Below are 14,678 nucleotides of genomic sequence, written 5' to 3'. Positions count from 1 at the left end.
ACGAATGTGATGCGCGGGACGATGCGCGCCGTCCGCGATCAGTGCGCGATGTGGGCGCAGTCGCGGCAGGTGCCGAACACCTCCATCGTGTGGCTGATGTCGGTGAATCCGTGCTCGCCGGCGATCGCTGCCGCCCAGGCCTCGACGGTAGGGCCCTCGACCTCGACGGTGCGTCCGCACTGGCGGCAGACCAAGTGGTGATGGTGGCCCTTGGAGCACTGCCGGTAGACCGATTCGCCTGTGTCCGTGCGTAATACGTCGACCTTGCCGGCGTCGGCGAGGGACTGCAGGGTGCGATACACGGTGGTCAGGCCGATACCCTCACCGCGGCGGCGCAATTCGTCGTGCAGCTCCTGGGCCGAACGGAATTCCTCGATATCGCCCAGCAGTGCGGTGATCGCGCTGCGCTGGCGGGTGCTGCGAATTCCGACGGTCTTCTCGGCGGTGCCCGTCTTCTCCGGCACGGTCATCCTTCCTCGGCGTGTGCGACGGCGTCGACGACGATGCGTGCCAGATGGTCGTCGACCAGTTCGTAGATCACCTCACGGCCGGTGCGTTCACCGCGCACCACGCCCGCGGACTTCAGAATGCGCAGGTGCTGGCTGACGAGGGGCTGCGTGACGCCCAGCGTATCGACCAGCTCGTGCACACAGCGCGGCGATTCCCGCAGCTGCAGCACGATCGCGATCCGCACCGGCGCGGCCAGCGCGCGCAGCAGTTCACCCGCGTTGTCGAGGGTGGTGCGGGCGGGGACCGCGGGAGCGGTCGGGGCGCGGTAGGGGTACGGGTCGTGCGGGATCGGCGTGGGCGCCTCGACGGCGACGCGGCTTCGACGTGCGGGCACACCGCTGTCGGCGGTCATCGAACCAACTCCTTATTGGAAACCGATGCCATTATTGATATGCATAAGTGCGCATGTCAAGGAGGCAGGCCGGGCTCTCCGTGTCTTTCGCGTCTCGTGAGCGCTCCGAGACTGTGATGGCGGGCCGGCGGTTCGTCATCGGCCCGGTACCGGGCGTTCGTTGCGAAGCGACACTGCTTCGCGGCGCACTCCTGGGGGTCGATAGGCTTGGGCGAATCGATTGCACCCATCATCCAGAGGGAGAGCTTCTACCGTGGCACCCAAGTCGAAGATCGACACCGTCGCGAACCTTGCCAAGCGTCGTGGCTTGGTTTACCCCAGCGGCGAGATCTACGGAGGGACCCGGTCGGCGTGGGATTACGGTCCGCTGGGTGTGGAGCTCAAGGAGAACATCAAGAAGCAGTGGTGGCGGGCCATGGTCACCAGCCGCGACGATGTGGTCGGCCTGGACTCCGCGATCATCCTGCCGCGCCCGGTGTGGGTGGCATCCGGTCACGTCAGCGTCTTCAACGACCCGCTGGTCGAATGCCTGAACTGCCACAAGCGGCACCGGCAGGACCACCTGCAGGAGGCGTACGCCGAGAAGCACAAGATCGACGATCCGGACAGCGTGTCCATGGATCTCGTCGGCTGCCCGGACTGCGGCACGGTCGGCAAGTGGACCGAACCGCGCGATTTCAACATGATGCTCAAGACCTACCTCGGGCCGATCGAGTCCGAGGAGGGCCTGCACTATCTGCGCCCGGAGACCGCGCAGGGCATCTTCGTGAATTTCGCGAACGTGATGACCACCGCGCGCAAGAAGCCGCCGTTCGGTATCGCGCAGATCGGCAAGAGCTTCCGCAACGAGATCACTCCCGGCAACTTCATCTTCCGCACCCGCGAATTCGAGCAGATGGAGATGGAATTCTTCGTCAAGCCGGGTGAGGACGAGCAGTGGCACCAGTACTGGATCGACACCCGCCTGGCCTGGTACACCGACCTCGGCATCGACCCGGAGAATCTGCGGCTCTACGAGCACCCGAAGGAGAAGCTCTCGCACTATTCGACCCGCACGGTCGATATCGAGTACCGCTTCCACTTTCAGGGCAGCGAATGGGGTGAGCTCGAGGGCGTCGCCAACCGCACGGACTTCGATCTGTCGACCCACTCCAAGCATTCGGGCACCGATCTGAGCTACTTCGACCAGAACACCAACGAGCGCTACACGCCGTACGTGATCGAACCCGCGGCCGGCCTGACTCGCTCGCTGATGGCCTTCCTGATCGACGCCTACACCGAGGACGAGGCGCCGAACGCCAAGGGCGTCATGGAGAAGCGGACCGTGCTGCGCCTGGATCGCCGCCTCGCGCCGGTGAAGGCCGCCGTACTTCCGTTGTCGCGCAACGCCGATCTGTCGCCGAAGGCGAAAGACCTTGCCGCGCAACTGCGGAGGAACTGGAACGTCGACTTCGACGACGCCGGCGCGATCGGCCGCCGCTACCGCCGCCAGGACGAGATCGGCACCCCGTTCTGCATCACCGTCGACTTCGACACCCTCGAGGACCAGGCCGTCACCGTGCGCGAGCGGGACTCGATGACGCAGGAGCGGATCGCGCTCGACCAGGTGGAGGGCTACCTGGCGCAGCGTCTGCTCGGCGCCTGAGTTCATCGCCGCGCCGGCGGGTATTCCGGATCCGGACATAACCGAAGACCCGGGCGTCATCGGGGCGAATCGCGCGCAAAAGTGGCAACGACGGAAATATCGCGGTGATCCGAGTCGTTCCGGGCACTGAGAAATCCGAGATTCGGCGGGCCGACTGCGGTCCGGCGAACCCCGCCCACAGGTGCGACGAAAGGTCCTGATCATGGCGCAGGCGGTCAAGTTCGATCGTTACGGCGATGTCGACGTACTCGAGGTTCGTGAAGTGCCGGATCCGCAGCCCGGACCCGGCCAGGTCGCGGTCGAGGTGGTGGCCGCGGGCATCAATCCGGGCGAGGCCAAGATCCGCAACGGCTCGCTGCACGAACGGTGGCCGGCCACCTTTCCCGAGGGGGAGGGCACCGATTTCGCCGGGCGCATCGTCGCGCTCGGCGACGGGGTGAGCGGGATCGCCGTCGGCGACGAGGTGCTCGGATTCAGCGACAAGCGGTCCAGTCACGCCACCCGGGTGGTGGTGCCTGCCCAGCAGGTCACCCCCAAGCCGGTGGGCCTGTCCTGGGAGGTGGCCGGATCGCTGTACGTCGCGGGCACCACCGCCTTCGCCGCCGTGCGGGCCGTGAGCCCGGAGGCCGGCGACACCATCGCGGTGTCCGGCGCGGCCGGTGGCGTCGGATCCATTGTGGTGCAACTGCTCCGGGCCCGCGAGGTGACGGTGATCGGCATCGCCGGGCCGGACAACCAGGACTATCTGCGCGAGCTGGGGGCGGTCGCGGTGGAATACGGTGACGGTCTCGCCGAGCGCATCCGGGAGGCGGCGCCCGGCGGTATCGACGCCTTCATCGACACGCACGGCAACGGCTACGTCGAACTCGCCCTGGATCTCGGCGTGAAGCCCGAGCGCATCGATACGATCATCGACTTCGCCGCCGTGGAGAAGTACGGCGTCAAGGCGGAGGGCAATGCGGCCGCCGACACCATCGACGTGCTCGCCCAGCTCGCCGAACTGGCCGCCGCGGGGACCGTCCGGATTCCGATCGCGGCGACCTATCCGCTCGGCGAGGTGCGCGCGGCGTTCACCGAACTCGAGCGCGGCCACACCCGGGGCAAGATCGTCCTGCTGCCATGACATCTGTCATGGCACAGTCGTGACGCTCGGGCCAGGTACGACCCCCGGTTCCACGCGACAGTGGAACCATGACATCAGCAATGACATCCGGTTCGGCGGAACGGGTCGCCGCCGCACCGGTGATCGAGCTTCGCGGACTGACCAAAACCTTCCGCAGCTCCGCCGGGCCCGTCCGCGCGGTCGACGGCCTCGATCTGACCGTCACCGCGGGTGAGGTGGTCGCTTTTCTCGGCCCCAACGGTGCCGGGAAGTCCACCAGCATCGATATGATGCTCGGCCTGCTGCGCCCCGACGCCGGCACCGCCCGCATTCTCGGCGGAACACCGGCGGAAGCGATTGCGGCGGGCCGAGTCTCGGCGGTCCTGCAATCGGGCGGCCTGCTTCCGGATCTCACCGTCGGCGAAACGGTGCGGGTCGTCGCATCCCTGCATCGCAATCCGCGCCCCGCCCGGGAGGTGCTCGTCCGCGCCGGAATCGACGGTATCGCCGACCGCATGGTGGGCAAATGCTCCGGTGGTCAGCAGCAGCGCCTGCGCTTCGCTCTCGCGCTGCTGCCCGATCCGGACCTGCTGATCCTCGACGAGCCGACCACCGGGATGGACGTGGAGGGCCGCCGCGATTTCTGGAACGCCATCCGCGCCGACGCCGGTCTCGGACGCACCGTCGTCTTCGCCACCCACTACCTCGACGAGGCCGACGCCTACGCCGACCGCATCGTGCTGGTGCGGGGCGGGCGGGTCGTGGCCGACGGCAGTGCCGCGTCGGTGAAGAATCTGGCTTCCGGCCGCACGGTCTCGGCGACGCTGCCCGACGCCGATCCGGCGAGCCTGCTCGCCCTCGCCGGCGTGGACCGCGTCGAGCAGCGCGGTGATCGAGTGCTGGTGCACGGCAACGACTCCGACGTGGTCGCCCGCTATCTGCTGACCAGGACACCGGCCGTCGACATCGAAATCACCGGCCGCAATCTCGAAGACGCCTTCCTCGCACTGACCGGAGACAACTGAGATGACCACATCGACCGCGCCCCGCGCCATCCGTCCGAGCACAGACGGGTTCAGCTGGGGATTCCTGCTGCTCGAATTGCGCCGCATGCTGCGCAACCGGCGCACCGTCATCTTCGCCCTGGTGATGCCGGTGGTGTTCTTCGTGATCTTCGGCGCCCAGAACTCGTCGCGCACCGAGACCTACGGGTCGGCGAACGTCACCGCCTACGTGATGGTGTCGATGGCCGTCTACGGGGCGATGCTGGCCACCACCAGCGGCGGCGCCATGGTGGCGGTGGAACGCGCCGCCGGTTGGGTACGCCAGCTCCGTCTCACGCCGCTGAGCCCGGCCGCCTACGTCGCCACCAAAGTGGCCGGCGCGATGGTGCTCGGATTGTGTTCGGTCGTCGTCGTTTTCGTCGCCGGTGCGGTGACCGGCGCGCATCTGACCACCGCCGCGTGGGTGGGCTGTTTCCTGATCGCGTGGCTGACCTCGGTGGTCTTCGCGGCATTCGGACTGTTCATGGGATATGTGCTGCCCTCGGAGAACGTGATGCAGATCCTCGGCCCGGTGCTGGCACTGCTGTCGTTCGCCGGTGGATTGTTCATGCCGCTGCACGGCTGGTTCGAGACGGTGTCGAAGGTCTTCCCGACCAACGGCGTCGCGACCCTGGCCCGGTTGCCGCTCGGCGACACCACTGCCGGTTCCGCCGCGCTCGCGGTGCTGAACATCGTGGTCTGGGCCTCGGTCTTCGCCCTCGGAGCCGCGGTTCTGTTCCGGCGTGACACCGCTCGCTGACCACCGCGCCGCACCGTCCGCCCCGGTGGACGGTGCGGTAGCGTCGACATCCGGCGGCGACGGCCGAGGCGGGAGACGGAGGGTGACGATGCGGGTACCTCCGGTCGATCGGCCGATTTCGGGAGCGCTGGACCGGATCGCCCGCAGAATGGACCACGAACCCGCTCCGCAGACCGCCATCCAGCATCGACGCCTGCTCTTCGGCGCGGTGCTGGCATTGGTCTGGCTGCTGTATCTGATCGCGCCGATCGTCTCGCAATGGCAGGACGGGCATCGCGGGCGGGCCGTCGCGGCGGCCGCCTGCCTCGCGGTCTTCTGGGTGCTGACGGCCTCGTGCTTCGGTCCGTTCCGGCAACCGGATTGGGAGGAGAAGCATGCGCACGCGGCGCTGCCGGTCTCCTATGAATGGCCGCGATGGGTGGTGGTGGGCGCGCTGGCGGCCCTCGCCGCGAGTTTGACGGTGCTGCTGGGTGTCACCGGTCTGGGCACCGCCATCTACGTCGCGGCCGGCGCCGTGTTCGTACTGCCCCCGGCCAAATCCGGTGCGGTGGTGGCCGGGACAGCCGCGCTGTTGATCGGCCTGTCGCTGCATTACGGCAGTGCGCCGTTGTATTTCGCGTTCATTCCGGTGGTGATGTGGACCGGCCGCGAAGTCGGCCGGCGGCGCGGACAGCTGCGGGAACTGACTCGCCGCCAGCAGGGCGAGCTGGCGATCGTGGAGGAACGCAACCGGGTGGCCCGCGACGTACACGACATTCTGGGCCACTCGCTGACCGTCATCACCGTCAAAACCGAACTGGCGCAACGGCTGCTCGACACCGATCCGTCCCGCGCCCGGCAGGAGCTGGCCGATGTGGAGCGCCTGGCCCGCGAGGCGCTGACCGGGGTGCGCGATACCGTCGGCGGCCTGCGCGAGGTGTCGCTCGCGACCGAACTCGTCAACGCCCGGACGGCCCTGCGCGCCGCCGGTATCGAGGCGGAGCTCCCGGATCCTGCCGAGCTCCCCGCGCGATATGCGGTGATCTTCGGATGGGTCCTGCGCGAGGCGGTGACGAATGTGGTGCGCCACAGCGGCGCCGGACACTGCCGGGTGTGGGTGAGCGAGTCGCGGATCGAGGTCCGCGATGACGGAAAAGGGCTGTCCGGTGGTGCCTTCGGCTCCGGGCTGACCGGCTTGCGCGATCGGGTGCGCGCCGCGGGCGGCAGCCTGACGGTCGAAACACCGTCCGGCGGGGGAACGCTGATCGCCGCGGAGTTCCCGACGGCCGATGGCCGGAGGTGAGCCGGGCAGCGGATACCCCACCGGTCGGATTAGGGTCGCAGCTGTGCGTGTGATGATGCCGATCGGTGAACCGCGGCGGGGGCGATGCCGGTGATCCGGTTGTTGCTCGCCGACGATCAGGCGCTGGTGCGGGGCGCGCTGGCGGCGCTGCTCGGACTGGAAGCCGACCTCGAGGTGGTGGCCGAGGTGGGCCGGGGCGACGAGGTACTCGACGCGGTGCGGCGCACCACGCCGGATGTGGTGCTGCTCGATGTGGAAATGCCGGGAATGGACGGAATTTCGGTGGCGGCGCAGCTGCATGCGGAATTCCCGCATATCCGGATTCTGATGGTGACCACATTCGGCCGCCCCGGCTACCTGCGCCGCGCCATCGACGCCGGAGCCGGCGGATTCGTCGTGAAGGACACGCCCGCGCGGGAATTGGCGGATGCGGTGCGGCGCGTGCACATGGGCCTGCGAGTGGTGGATCCGGCGCTGGCCACCGAAACCCTCACCGCCGGAACCTCTCCGCTCACCGCACGCGAGCGCGAGGTGCTCGCCGCCGCGTCCGACGGGTCGACGGCGGGGGTCATCGCGAAGCGGCTGCATCTGTCCGAGGGAACCGTCCGCAACCATCTCTCGGCAGCGATCGGCAAGACCGGCACCCGCACTCGTGCCGAGGCCGTCCGCGCGGCCGAACGTCTCGGCTGGTTGTGAGCGACCCCCTCACGGCGGGCGTAGATTCGCCGATGTGCATCTGACGCAGATCCGCCTGATCGTGTCCGAATTCGACCGCTGCGTGGCGTTCTATCGCGACATTCTCGGACTCACACCGCAAACCGACGACCCGCGCGCGCCCTACGCGGCGTTCATACCCGAGCTGGGCAGCACGCTCGCGTTGCACGAGCGCGCGAATCTGGCGGCGGCGCTGGGAGATACCCTGCGGTCCGGGATCGACTCTCGCTCGTCGTCGAGTGGTGACGTGGGGCCGGTCCTGCCCGCCGACGCGGCGATGGTGTCGTTGCGGGTCGACGATCTGGACGACTATCTGGCCGCGATCACTGCCCGCGGTGCCGAAATCTCGGGCGAGCCCGTCGAATACGACGGACGCCTGCGCTGCGCCTATCTGCGCGATCCCGAGGGCAACCTGATCGAACTGCAGCAGTGGCTCGCGACGCGCACCGGCGAGGCCGTGCCGCCGGCACGGTGAGACGAGCAGATCAGAATCGCCCGCCGCGGCTGATCCGGCGGGAACTGTCGGAGCCGCCGAAAGAGGCCGGACCCCATCCGGATCCGCCCATCGAACGGCCGCGATAGCCACTGCCCGCGCCGCGCAGCAGGCTGTCGATCAGAATTCCGCCCAGTACCGCACCGGCCTGTGACGTCCCCGAAGCCGGGCGACGGGTCTGCCACTCCCGCACATCGGCCTCGGCGGCGTGCAGTGCGCGAGTGGCCAGATCGGCGGCCTGTTGCGCACTGCTCAGTGCCGCCTGCGGGTCGGTGGCCGAAAGCTGCTGCGCCCGATCGAGATTGCGCTGCGCCTCGGCCAGGCGAGTGCGGGGCGCGGCATCGATACCCCCGCGGCGGGTGTCGATGAAATCGGCGGCCGCGCGGACCTGGCTCTGCGCGGCGGTCACGGCCTGGTCCAGGCGGCGCCGCAGCTGTTCGGCGGCGAGTTTGCGCTCACCGGCCGCCGCCACCGCGCGATCCAGTGCGGTATCGGCCGCGACCGCGCGGTGGAACGTGCCGAGCGGATCGCGGTCCCCGGCGGTCCGGGCCGCTTCCCACGCGGTGCGGGCGCCCGACATCGCCGCCGCCAGTTCCGGGCCGCCGTGTTCGGTCAGGCTTTGCGCGGTCTCGAGGTCGCGGCCCAGTTCGTCGATCGCCGCGGGCAGGCCGGCCCGCGCCTGGGTGATATCGGTTTCGGCGGTGTCCACGGCGTCGAGCAGGGTGCGGGCGGCGGCCACCGCGGCCTCCGCGCCGCGAATCGCCGCGACCACCCCGCCCTGACGGCCGACCGGCTCGGCCGCGGCCCGGCGGCCCTGCTCGATCGTGTTCTCGGCGAACCCGATTCGCTCCCGTGCCATCGCCACGTTGTCGCGCACCGGCGCGGTGACCGATTCCGGTTGTGCGGCCAGCAGCTGCCGCAGGGTCTGCTCCGAGCGCGGCAGCCGCACGGTGAGATCGACCACATCGCGAGTCAGCGTGTCCAGCCGTTGCGGCGCGTCGATCAGCAGATTGCGCATCGCGTCGAATTCGGCCACCTTGTCGTCGAGTTCGGCGTCGGCCCGCCCGCAGGTGGCGATCAGCTCGACCAGCAGATCACGGCGCTGATCAGGGGTTTCCGGGATATCGTCGTCGAGCCGCTGGCGGATCGAAAAGGCATGTGCCATCGCCCGTTTCGCCGACTCGAGCGCGGCGGCGAACGGTGCGGTCGCGGTGGCGCCGAATTCGTCGGTGGCCAGCCGCAGTTCCTCGGCACTGGCCCGGATCGCGTTGTCGGTGTCGACCAGTACCTGCGCCGAGCGGGACTCGAGCAGATCCGGGCGGAGCCGAGCCAGCGCGGCGGTGTCGGTCGGGTCGACCGCGCGTGCGGCGTCGGCCTCGGCGTGCCCCCGTGCCCGCCGGCGCAACTGCGAATAGCCGAGCACCACACCGATCACTCCCAGCACGATCAGGGTGATCACGATCAGCGGCCAGATCCCGACACCACCGGAATCGCCCATGGCCGTGGACAATCCGTCGGCCGCGGCCACCGCGGCCTCGGCCCACTGACCGTTGTGCAGTCGCGGCTCGACCTGATCGGTGAGCAGCGAATTCAGTTCCGCGTCGCTCACCGAGGGCGGGAGCGCGCCGGTGAAGGAATAGGAGCGATCGCTGGTCGCGATCGACAACAGCACATCGCGCTCGCCGAATCCGGACGCGGTCGCCGTGCGCTGACCCCAGGTCTGCGGGTCCACGCCGCCGAAATCGCGGACGTAGACCACCCACAGCCGCTCCCGATGCGCGGTGTAGAGCGCGTCCACCGACGCGCGCACAGTGTCGCGTTGCGGACCGTCGAGAACCTGGGCGGAATCGGTCACGTATTCGTTGAGCCGCATCGGTTCGTCGGCGACGGCCGGGCCGCAGCAGCCGAGCACGAACCCGAACACGATCGACAGCAGCAACGCGAGCAGCGTCGGCGGCTGTGATCGGCGAGGACGCGAGTGCGGCGGCATAGCACGAATGTATCCGCCGATACGGCGCGAGGGGCGTTGATCCGGCCGACCCGTGTCGGAACCGATGATTACGATCGGCAGGGTGATCACGCTGGATATCCCCTATACGGGCCACGTCGCGCCGGGCGCGAATCCGCAGCAGCGCGACGTGCCGGGCGCCCGGATCGTCAAGATGTCGGTCGGCGGTATGGACAACAACGTCTATCTGGTGCAGGACGCCGCCACCGGCGACGCCGTGCTGATCGACGCCGCCAACGAATCCGAACGCATCCAGGCGCTGCTGGACCAGGAGGTGCCGGGGCGGCTGCGGCTGATCGTCACCACCCATCAGCATTTCGACCACTGGCAGGCCCTGAGCGCCGTGGTCGCCGACACCGGCGTACCGACCGCCGCGCACGCCCTGGACGCCGAACCGCTTCCGGTGCGACCGGATCGGCTGCTCGCCGACGGTGACACCGTCTCGATCGGCGACCTGCGATTCGACGTCATCCACCTGCGCGGACACACCCCGGGGTCCGTCGCGCTGGCGCTCACCGACGGCTCCGGCCGCACTCATCTGTTCACCGGCGACTGCCTGTTTCCCGGCGGTGTCGGCCGCACCACCTCCCCGGAGGATTTCGATTCCCTCTATAACGACGTCACCAGCAAGGTGTTCGACCGCTTCGGCGACGATACGGTCGTCTACCCGGGCCACGGCGACGACACCACGCTGGGTGCCGAACGGCCGCAGCTCGCGCAGTGGCGGCAACGCGGTTGGTGAGCGGTTCCGGTGCCCGGCGACCGTGACGTTCCGGCGCTCCGCAATCGTGGCGTGACCGAGCACTGGCACACTCGGGGAATGCCCTCGGCCCTCACCCATCCCGCACCGACCCGCCCGCCCGCCGCGCCGCGCCGTCCGCGCGGATCGGCGGTCGTGCGCTGGGTGCGCCGGGTGATCGCCGGCACCGTCCTCATCGGGGTCGTGCTCGTCGGCGGCACCGCCTTCCGGGTCTGGCAGGTGGCGCGCATCGACGACTACGGCCGTGCCGACGCGATCGTGGTGCTCGGCGCCGCGCAATACGACGGCACGCCATCCTCGGTGTTCGAGGCCCGGCTCGGCCAGGCCTACCACCTGTACACCAAAGGTGTTGCGCCGCTGGTGATCACGGTGGGCGGCAAACAGGTGGGCGACAACTACACCGAGGCCGCCTCCGGTAAGAACTATCTGAAGAATCGAGGCGTACCCGCCGACCGGGTGCTGGCCGTGGAGACCGGATCGGACACGCTGCAGAGTATCGAGGCGGTCGCCTCCGCGATGCGGGCCCGCGATCTGTCGTCGGCGGTGCTGGTCAGCGATCCGTGGCATTCGCTGCGCACCCGCACCATGGCCCGCGACGCCGGTCTGGACGCGTGGACCGCGCCGACCCGCACCGGCCCGGCGGTCTACACCCGGGAGTCCCAATTCCACGGCATCGCCCGCGAAACCGGTGCCCTGCTGTGGTATCAGCTCACCCACTTCTCCGCGGATTTCATATACACCGCGGAGCAGTGAGAAACGTACCAGGCGGTATCCCTCATGAGTTTCGACGCGATGCCCGAATGCCCGTATGTCGACGGCGATCACGAACGTATGGTGTCCGAGACCTCGCCCACGGCGGGGTTGCGGTGGTCGCCGTCACCGGCTCGCCGCAGTGACTTCGCGCGGGACCGGGCGCGGGTGCTGCATTCGGCGGCACTGCGGCGACTTGCCGACAAGACCCAGGTGATGGGGCCGCGCGACGGTGACACGCCGCGCACCCGGCTCACCCACTCGCTGGAGGTCGCCCAGATCGGGCGCAGCATCGCCGAGGGGCTGGGCTGTGACGCGGATCTGGTCGATCTGGCCGGACTGGCCCACGACATCGGCCATCCGCCGTACGGCCACAACGGCGAACGTGCTCTCGACGAATTCGCCGACGCCTACGGCGGGTTCGAGGGCAACGCTCAGAACCTGCGGATTCTGACCCGGTTGGAGCCGAAGGTCTTCGATACGGCGGGGGAGAGCCACGGCCTCAACCTGACCCGCGCCGCTCTCGACGCCACTGTCAAATACCCTTGGGGCAGAACGGCTTCCGGCGCGAAGTTCGGCGCCTACGACGCCGACCTGGACCGGCTGGACTGGGTCCGCAAGGGCGCGCCCGAGCGTCGGCAGTCGCTGGAATCACAGGTCATGGACTGGTCCGACGACGTGGCGTACTCGGTGCACGACGTGGAGGACGGGGTGATCGCGGGCCGGATCGATCTGCGAGCGCTCGCCGATCCGGACGAACAGGCCGCCCTCGCCGAACTCGGACAGCGCCAGCACCGCGATCTGTCCGCCGACGATTTGATCGCGGCCGGTCAGCGGCTGTCGCAATTGCCGGTGATCGCCGACGCGGCCGGCTACGACGGCACCCTGCGCGCCTCGGTCGCACTCAAGCGGCTCACCAGCGATCTGGTCGGCCGGTTCGCGACCGCGGCGGTCGAGGCGACCCGCGCGGCGTGGACCGGGCAGTCGCTGTGCCGCTACGCCGCCGATCTGGAGGTGCCGGCCGTGGTGGCCGCGGAGGTCGCGCTGTTGAAAACGGTCGCGCTGCGGTACGTGATGTCGGACCCCGAACATCACAAACGCCAGGCCGAACAGCGCGAGCGCATCCGATACGTGGCAGACCGTCTGCTGGCCGGCGCCCCCCAGGGACTGGACCCGATCCTGCTGCCGTGGTGGGAGGCGGCCACCGACGACACCGCCCGGGTACGCGTGATCGTGGACCAGATCGCCTCCTACACCGAGAGCAGGCTGGAACGGATCGCAGCACGGTGACCCCGGTCGTCGGCGTGGGCCGACCGGCACGCGGCTAGACTCGGTTGCCGTGGCAGGTCGACTTCCGGATCGCGATATCGCGGCAATACGTGAACGCGTACGCATCGAGGATGTCGTCGGTGAATATGTGTCGCTCAAGCGTGCCGGGGCGGATTCGCTGAAGGGGCTGTGCCCGTTCCACGACGAGAAGTCGCCGTCGTTCCATGTGCGGCCGAACCACAGCCACTTCCACTGCTTCGGCTGCGGTGAGAGCGGCGACGTGTTCGCCTTCCTGCAGAAGATCGACCATGTCGGATTCGTCGAGGCGGTCGAGCAGCTGGCCGACCGGATCGGCTACACCATCAACTACGAGGGCGGCGGGACCTCGGTGCAGCGCGACCGTGGCACCCGCTCCCGGCTGGTCGCCGCCAACGCGGCCGCGCACGAGTTCTATCAGGCGCAACTGCGGGAACCGGGTGCGGAGGTGGCGCGCACATACCTCACCGACCGCAATTTCGACGCCAACGCGGCGCGGCAGTTCGGCTGCGGTTACGCCCCGGCGGGCTGGGACACCCTGACGAAATACCTGCTGCGCAAGGGTTTCGACATCAAGGAGCTGGAGGCAGCGGGGCTGTCCAAGCCCGGCCGGCACGGCCCCATCGACCGGTTCCATCGCCGGCTGCTGTGGCCGATCCGGAATCTGAGCGGCGACGTCATCGGTTTCGGTGCGCGGCGCCTGTTCGACGACGACCAGATGACCGCCAAGTACATCAATACGCCGGAAACGGTGTTGTACAAGAAGTCCCAGGTGCTGTTCGGTCTCGACCACGCCAAGCGGGAGATCGCCAAGAGCCATCAGGCAGTGGTGGTCGAGGGCTACACCGATGTGATGGCCATGCATCTGGCGGGTGTGACGACCGCCGTCGCCTCGTGTGGCACCGCCTTCGGTGACGAGCACCTGTCGATGTTGCGCCGGTTGCTGATGGACGACAATTTCTGGCGCGGCGAGATCATCTACACCTTCGACGGTGATGCCGCCGGCCAGGCCGCGGCGCTGAAGGCCTTCTCCGGTGACCAGAAACTGGCCGGGCAGACGTATATCGCGGTCGCGCCCGACGGGCAGGATCCGTGTGAATTGCGTCAGCGTTCCGGCGACGGAGCGGTCCGTGATCTGGTGGCCCGGCGAGTCCCGTTGTACGAGTTCGTGATTCGCGGCCTGCTCGCCGACCACAACCTCGACACCCCCGAGGGGCAGGTGGAGGCGCTGCGGCGGGCGGTTCCGGTGGTGGCGCAGATCAAGGACAACGCGCTACGCAAGGCGTACGCCACGAAGCTCGCCGGATGGGTCGGCTGGGACGACATCCAGCTGGTGGTGCGCCGGGTCGGCGATCATGCCCGCCGCGGCAAGCCGGTGAAGGGTGTGCCCGGCCGGGAAGCGGCCACCGAGACAGCGGTCGTGGAGTCGGCCGCCGCCCGGCCGAATCCGGGTGACCCGGTACTACTGCCGCAGCGGCAGGTGCTCGCCGCCGCCCTGCAGTATCCGGCGACCGCGGGCCCGATCTTCGACAGCCTCGAGCCCGAAGCGTTCACCCACCCCGCCTACACCGCCGTGCGCGCCGCGCTCGCCGCCGCCGGTGGCACCGCGGCGGGACTCGGTGGCGCGGAATGGGTTTCGCGCGTCGCCGATCACACCGACGATCTGATGCTGCGCGCACTGGTCTCCGAACTGGCCGCCGAGCCGCTGCCGGTGAAATCGATGGACGACATCCCCCGATTCATCTCCGGCGTGCTGGCGCGGGTGCAGGAGGCATGGGTCGGGCGTCAGGTCGCCGTGCTGAAGTCGAAATTGCAGCGGGTCTCGTCGACCGAACAGCCGGACGACTACATGGCCCTGTTCGGCGATCTGGTCGCCCTCGAGCAGTACCGCAAGAGCCTGCTCACCCAGGCCATGGGCAACTCGGATGATTTCAACGTCGCCTGATCGTTCCAA

At 68.9% G+C, this 14,678-nt stretch carries 14 protein-coding genes; 11 read left to right on the top strand and 3 right to left on the bottom strand.

Annotated elements, in window-relative coordinates; genetic code table 11:
• Nucleotides 1-38 precede the first annotated feature (38 nt).
• The gene (locus tag NMI01S_RS23540) at nucleotides 39-470 is read right to left on the bottom strand and encodes a Fur family transcriptional regulator (RefSeq protein ID WP_157126322.1); all 432 of its coding nucleotides are present in this window, start codon (nucleotides 468-470) and stop codon (nucleotides 39-41) included.
• Complete coding sequence (locus NMI01S_RS23535; RefSeq protein ID WP_025351935.1) at nucleotides 467-862, bottom strand: ArsR/SmtB family transcription factor; 396 nt, start codon at nucleotides 860-862, stop codon at nucleotides 467-469. Before NMI01S_RS23535 ends, NMI01S_RS23540 begins: the two co-directional genes overlap by 4 nt.
• 253 nt (nucleotides 863-1,115) lie before the next feature.
• Here NMI01S_RS23535 and NMI01S_RS23530 point away from each other — a divergent pair, with 253 nt between their 5' ends.
• From NMI01S_RS23530 to NMI01S_RS23500, 7 genes are all read left to right on the top strand, one after another.
• A complete protein-coding gene (locus NMI01S_RS23530; protein WP_063000510.1) occupies nucleotides 1,116-2,507 on the top strand; it encodes a glycine--tRNA ligase in 1,392 nt (463 codons plus the stop codon).
• Between the two features lie 202 nt (nucleotides 2,508-2,709).
• Nucleotides 2,710-3,630, top strand: a complete 921-nt coding sequence (locus NMI01S_RS23525) for an NADP-dependent oxidoreductase (protein ID WP_063001021.1) — start codon at nucleotides 2,710-2,712, stop codon at nucleotides 3,628-3,630.
• A 68-nt stretch (nucleotides 3,631-3,698) separates the two neighbouring features.
• Nucleotides 3,699-4,634 carry an ABC transporter ATP-binding protein gene (locus NMI01S_RS23520; protein ID WP_063000509.1) on the top strand — a complete coding sequence of 312 codons (936 nt, stop codon included), beginning with the start codon at nucleotides 3,699-3,701 and terminating at the stop codon, nucleotides 4,632-4,634.
• A 1-nt stretch (nucleotide 4,635) separates the two neighbouring features.
• Entirely contained in the window at nucleotides 4,636-5,412 is a 777-nt protein-coding gene (locus NMI01S_RS23515; RefSeq protein ID WP_063000508.1) for an ABC transporter permease, read from the top strand.
• An 88-nt stretch (nucleotides 5,413-5,500) separates the two neighbouring features.
• A complete protein-coding gene (locus tag NMI01S_RS23510) occupies nucleotides 5,501-6,694 on the top strand; it encodes a sensor histidine kinase (RefSeq protein WP_157126321.1) in 1,194 nt (397 codons plus the stop codon).
• Nucleotides 6,695-6,778: 84 nt separating this feature from the next.
• Nucleotides 6,779-7,390: a response regulator transcription factor gene (locus NMI01S_RS23505; RefSeq protein WP_218021090.1), complete on the top strand. Its 612-nt coding sequence runs from the start codon at nucleotides 6,779-6,781 to the stop codon at nucleotides 7,388-7,390.
• 34 nt (nucleotides 7,391-7,424) lie between these two features.
• Nucleotides 7,425-7,883, top strand: coding sequence for a VOC family protein (locus NMI01S_RS23500; protein WP_063000504.1), 459 nt, complete (start codon nucleotides 7,425-7,427; stop codon nucleotides 7,881-7,883).
• 10 nt (nucleotides 7,884-7,893) lie between these two features.
• Here the strand turns inward: NMI01S_RS23500 and NMI01S_RS23495 are convergent, their stop codons facing one another.
• Nucleotides 7,894-9,891: a TPM domain-containing protein gene (locus tag NMI01S_RS23495; RefSeq protein WP_063000502.1), complete on the bottom strand. Its 1,998-nt coding sequence runs from the start codon at nucleotides 9,889-9,891 to the stop codon at nucleotides 7,894-7,896.
• 64 nt (nucleotides 9,892-9,955) lie between these two features.
• On the opposite strand from NMI01S_RS23495, the gene NMI01S_RS23490 reads away from it, so the two are divergent.
• From NMI01S_RS23490 to dnaG, 4 genes are all read left to right on the top strand, one after another.
• Entirely contained in the window at nucleotides 9,956-10,651 is a 696-nt protein-coding gene (locus NMI01S_RS23490) for an MBL fold metallo-hydrolase (RefSeq protein ID WP_063001017.1), read from the top strand.
• A 78-nt stretch (nucleotides 10,652-10,729) separates the two neighbouring features.
• Entirely contained in the window at nucleotides 10,730-11,422 is a 693-nt protein-coding gene (locus NMI01S_RS23485; protein ID WP_063000500.1) for a YdcF family protein, read from the top strand.
• 24 nt (nucleotides 11,423-11,446) lie between these two features.
• Nucleotides 11,447-12,709, top strand: a complete 1,263-nt coding sequence (locus tag NMI01S_RS23480) for a deoxyguanosinetriphosphate triphosphohydrolase (RefSeq protein ID WP_281186742.1) — start codon at nucleotides 11,447-11,449, stop codon at nucleotides 12,707-12,709.
• A 49-nt stretch (nucleotides 12,710-12,758) separates the two neighbouring features.
• Nucleotides 12,759-14,669, top strand: coding sequence for a DNA primase (dnaG, locus tag NMI01S_RS23475; RefSeq protein ID WP_063000498.1), 1,911 nt, complete (start codon nucleotides 12,759-12,761; stop codon nucleotides 14,667-14,669).
• Nucleotides 14,670-14,678 lie beyond the last annotated feature (9 nt).

The sequence above is a fragment of the Nocardia mikamii NBRC 108933 genome (assembly GCF_001613505.1).
Lineage (GTDB): Bacteria > Actinomycetota > Actinomycetes > Mycobacteriales > Mycobacteriaceae > Nocardia > Nocardia mikamii.
Note: the sequence above shows the minus strand (reverse complement) of the source record. Positions and strands in the feature narration are given on the sequence as shown.

Excerpts from the sequence above, each read along its gene's own strand:
- NMI01S_RS23540 (WP_157126322.1), bottom strand. The coding sequence starts at position 470 with ATGACCGTGCCGGAGAAGACGGGCACCGCCGAGAAGACCGTCGGAATT.
- NMI01S_RS23535 (WP_025351935.1), bottom strand. The coding sequence starts at position 862 with ATGACCGCCGACAGCGGTGTGCCCGCACGTCGAAGCCGCGTCGCCGTC.
- NMI01S_RS23525 (WP_063001021.1), top strand. The coding sequence starts at position 2,710 with ATGGCGCAGGCGGTCAAGTTCGATCGTTACGGCGATGTCGACGTACTC.
- NMI01S_RS23520 (WP_063000509.1), top strand. The coding sequence starts at position 3,699 with ATGACATCAGCAATGACATCCGGTTCGGCGGAACGGGTCGCCGCCGCA.
- NMI01S_RS23515 (WP_063000508.1), top strand. The coding sequence starts at position 4,636 with ATGACCACATCGACCGCGCCCCGCGCCATCCGTCCGAGCACAGACGGG.
- NMI01S_RS23510 (WP_157126321.1), top strand. The coding sequence starts at position 5,501 with ATGCGGGTACCTCCGGTCGATCGGCCGATTTCGGGAGCGCTGGACCGG.
- NMI01S_RS23505 (WP_218021090.1), top strand. The coding sequence starts at position 6,779 with ATGCCGGTGATCCGGTTGTTGCTCGCCGACGATCAGGCGCTGGTGCGG.
- NMI01S_RS23495 (WP_063000502.1), bottom strand. The coding sequence starts at position 9,891 with ATGCCGCCGCACTCGCGTCCTCGCCGATCACAGCCGCCGACGCTGCTC.
- NMI01S_RS23490 (WP_063001017.1), top strand. The coding sequence starts at position 9,956 with ATGATTACGATCGGCAGGGTGATCACGCTGGATATCCCCTATACGGGC.
- NMI01S_RS23485 (WP_063000500.1), top strand. The coding sequence starts at position 10,730 with ATGCCCTCGGCCCTCACCCATCCCGCACCGACCCGCCCGCCCGCCGCG.
- NMI01S_RS23480 (WP_281186742.1), top strand. The coding sequence starts at position 11,447 with ATGAGTTTCGACGCGATGCCCGAATGCCCGTATGTCGACGGCGATCAC.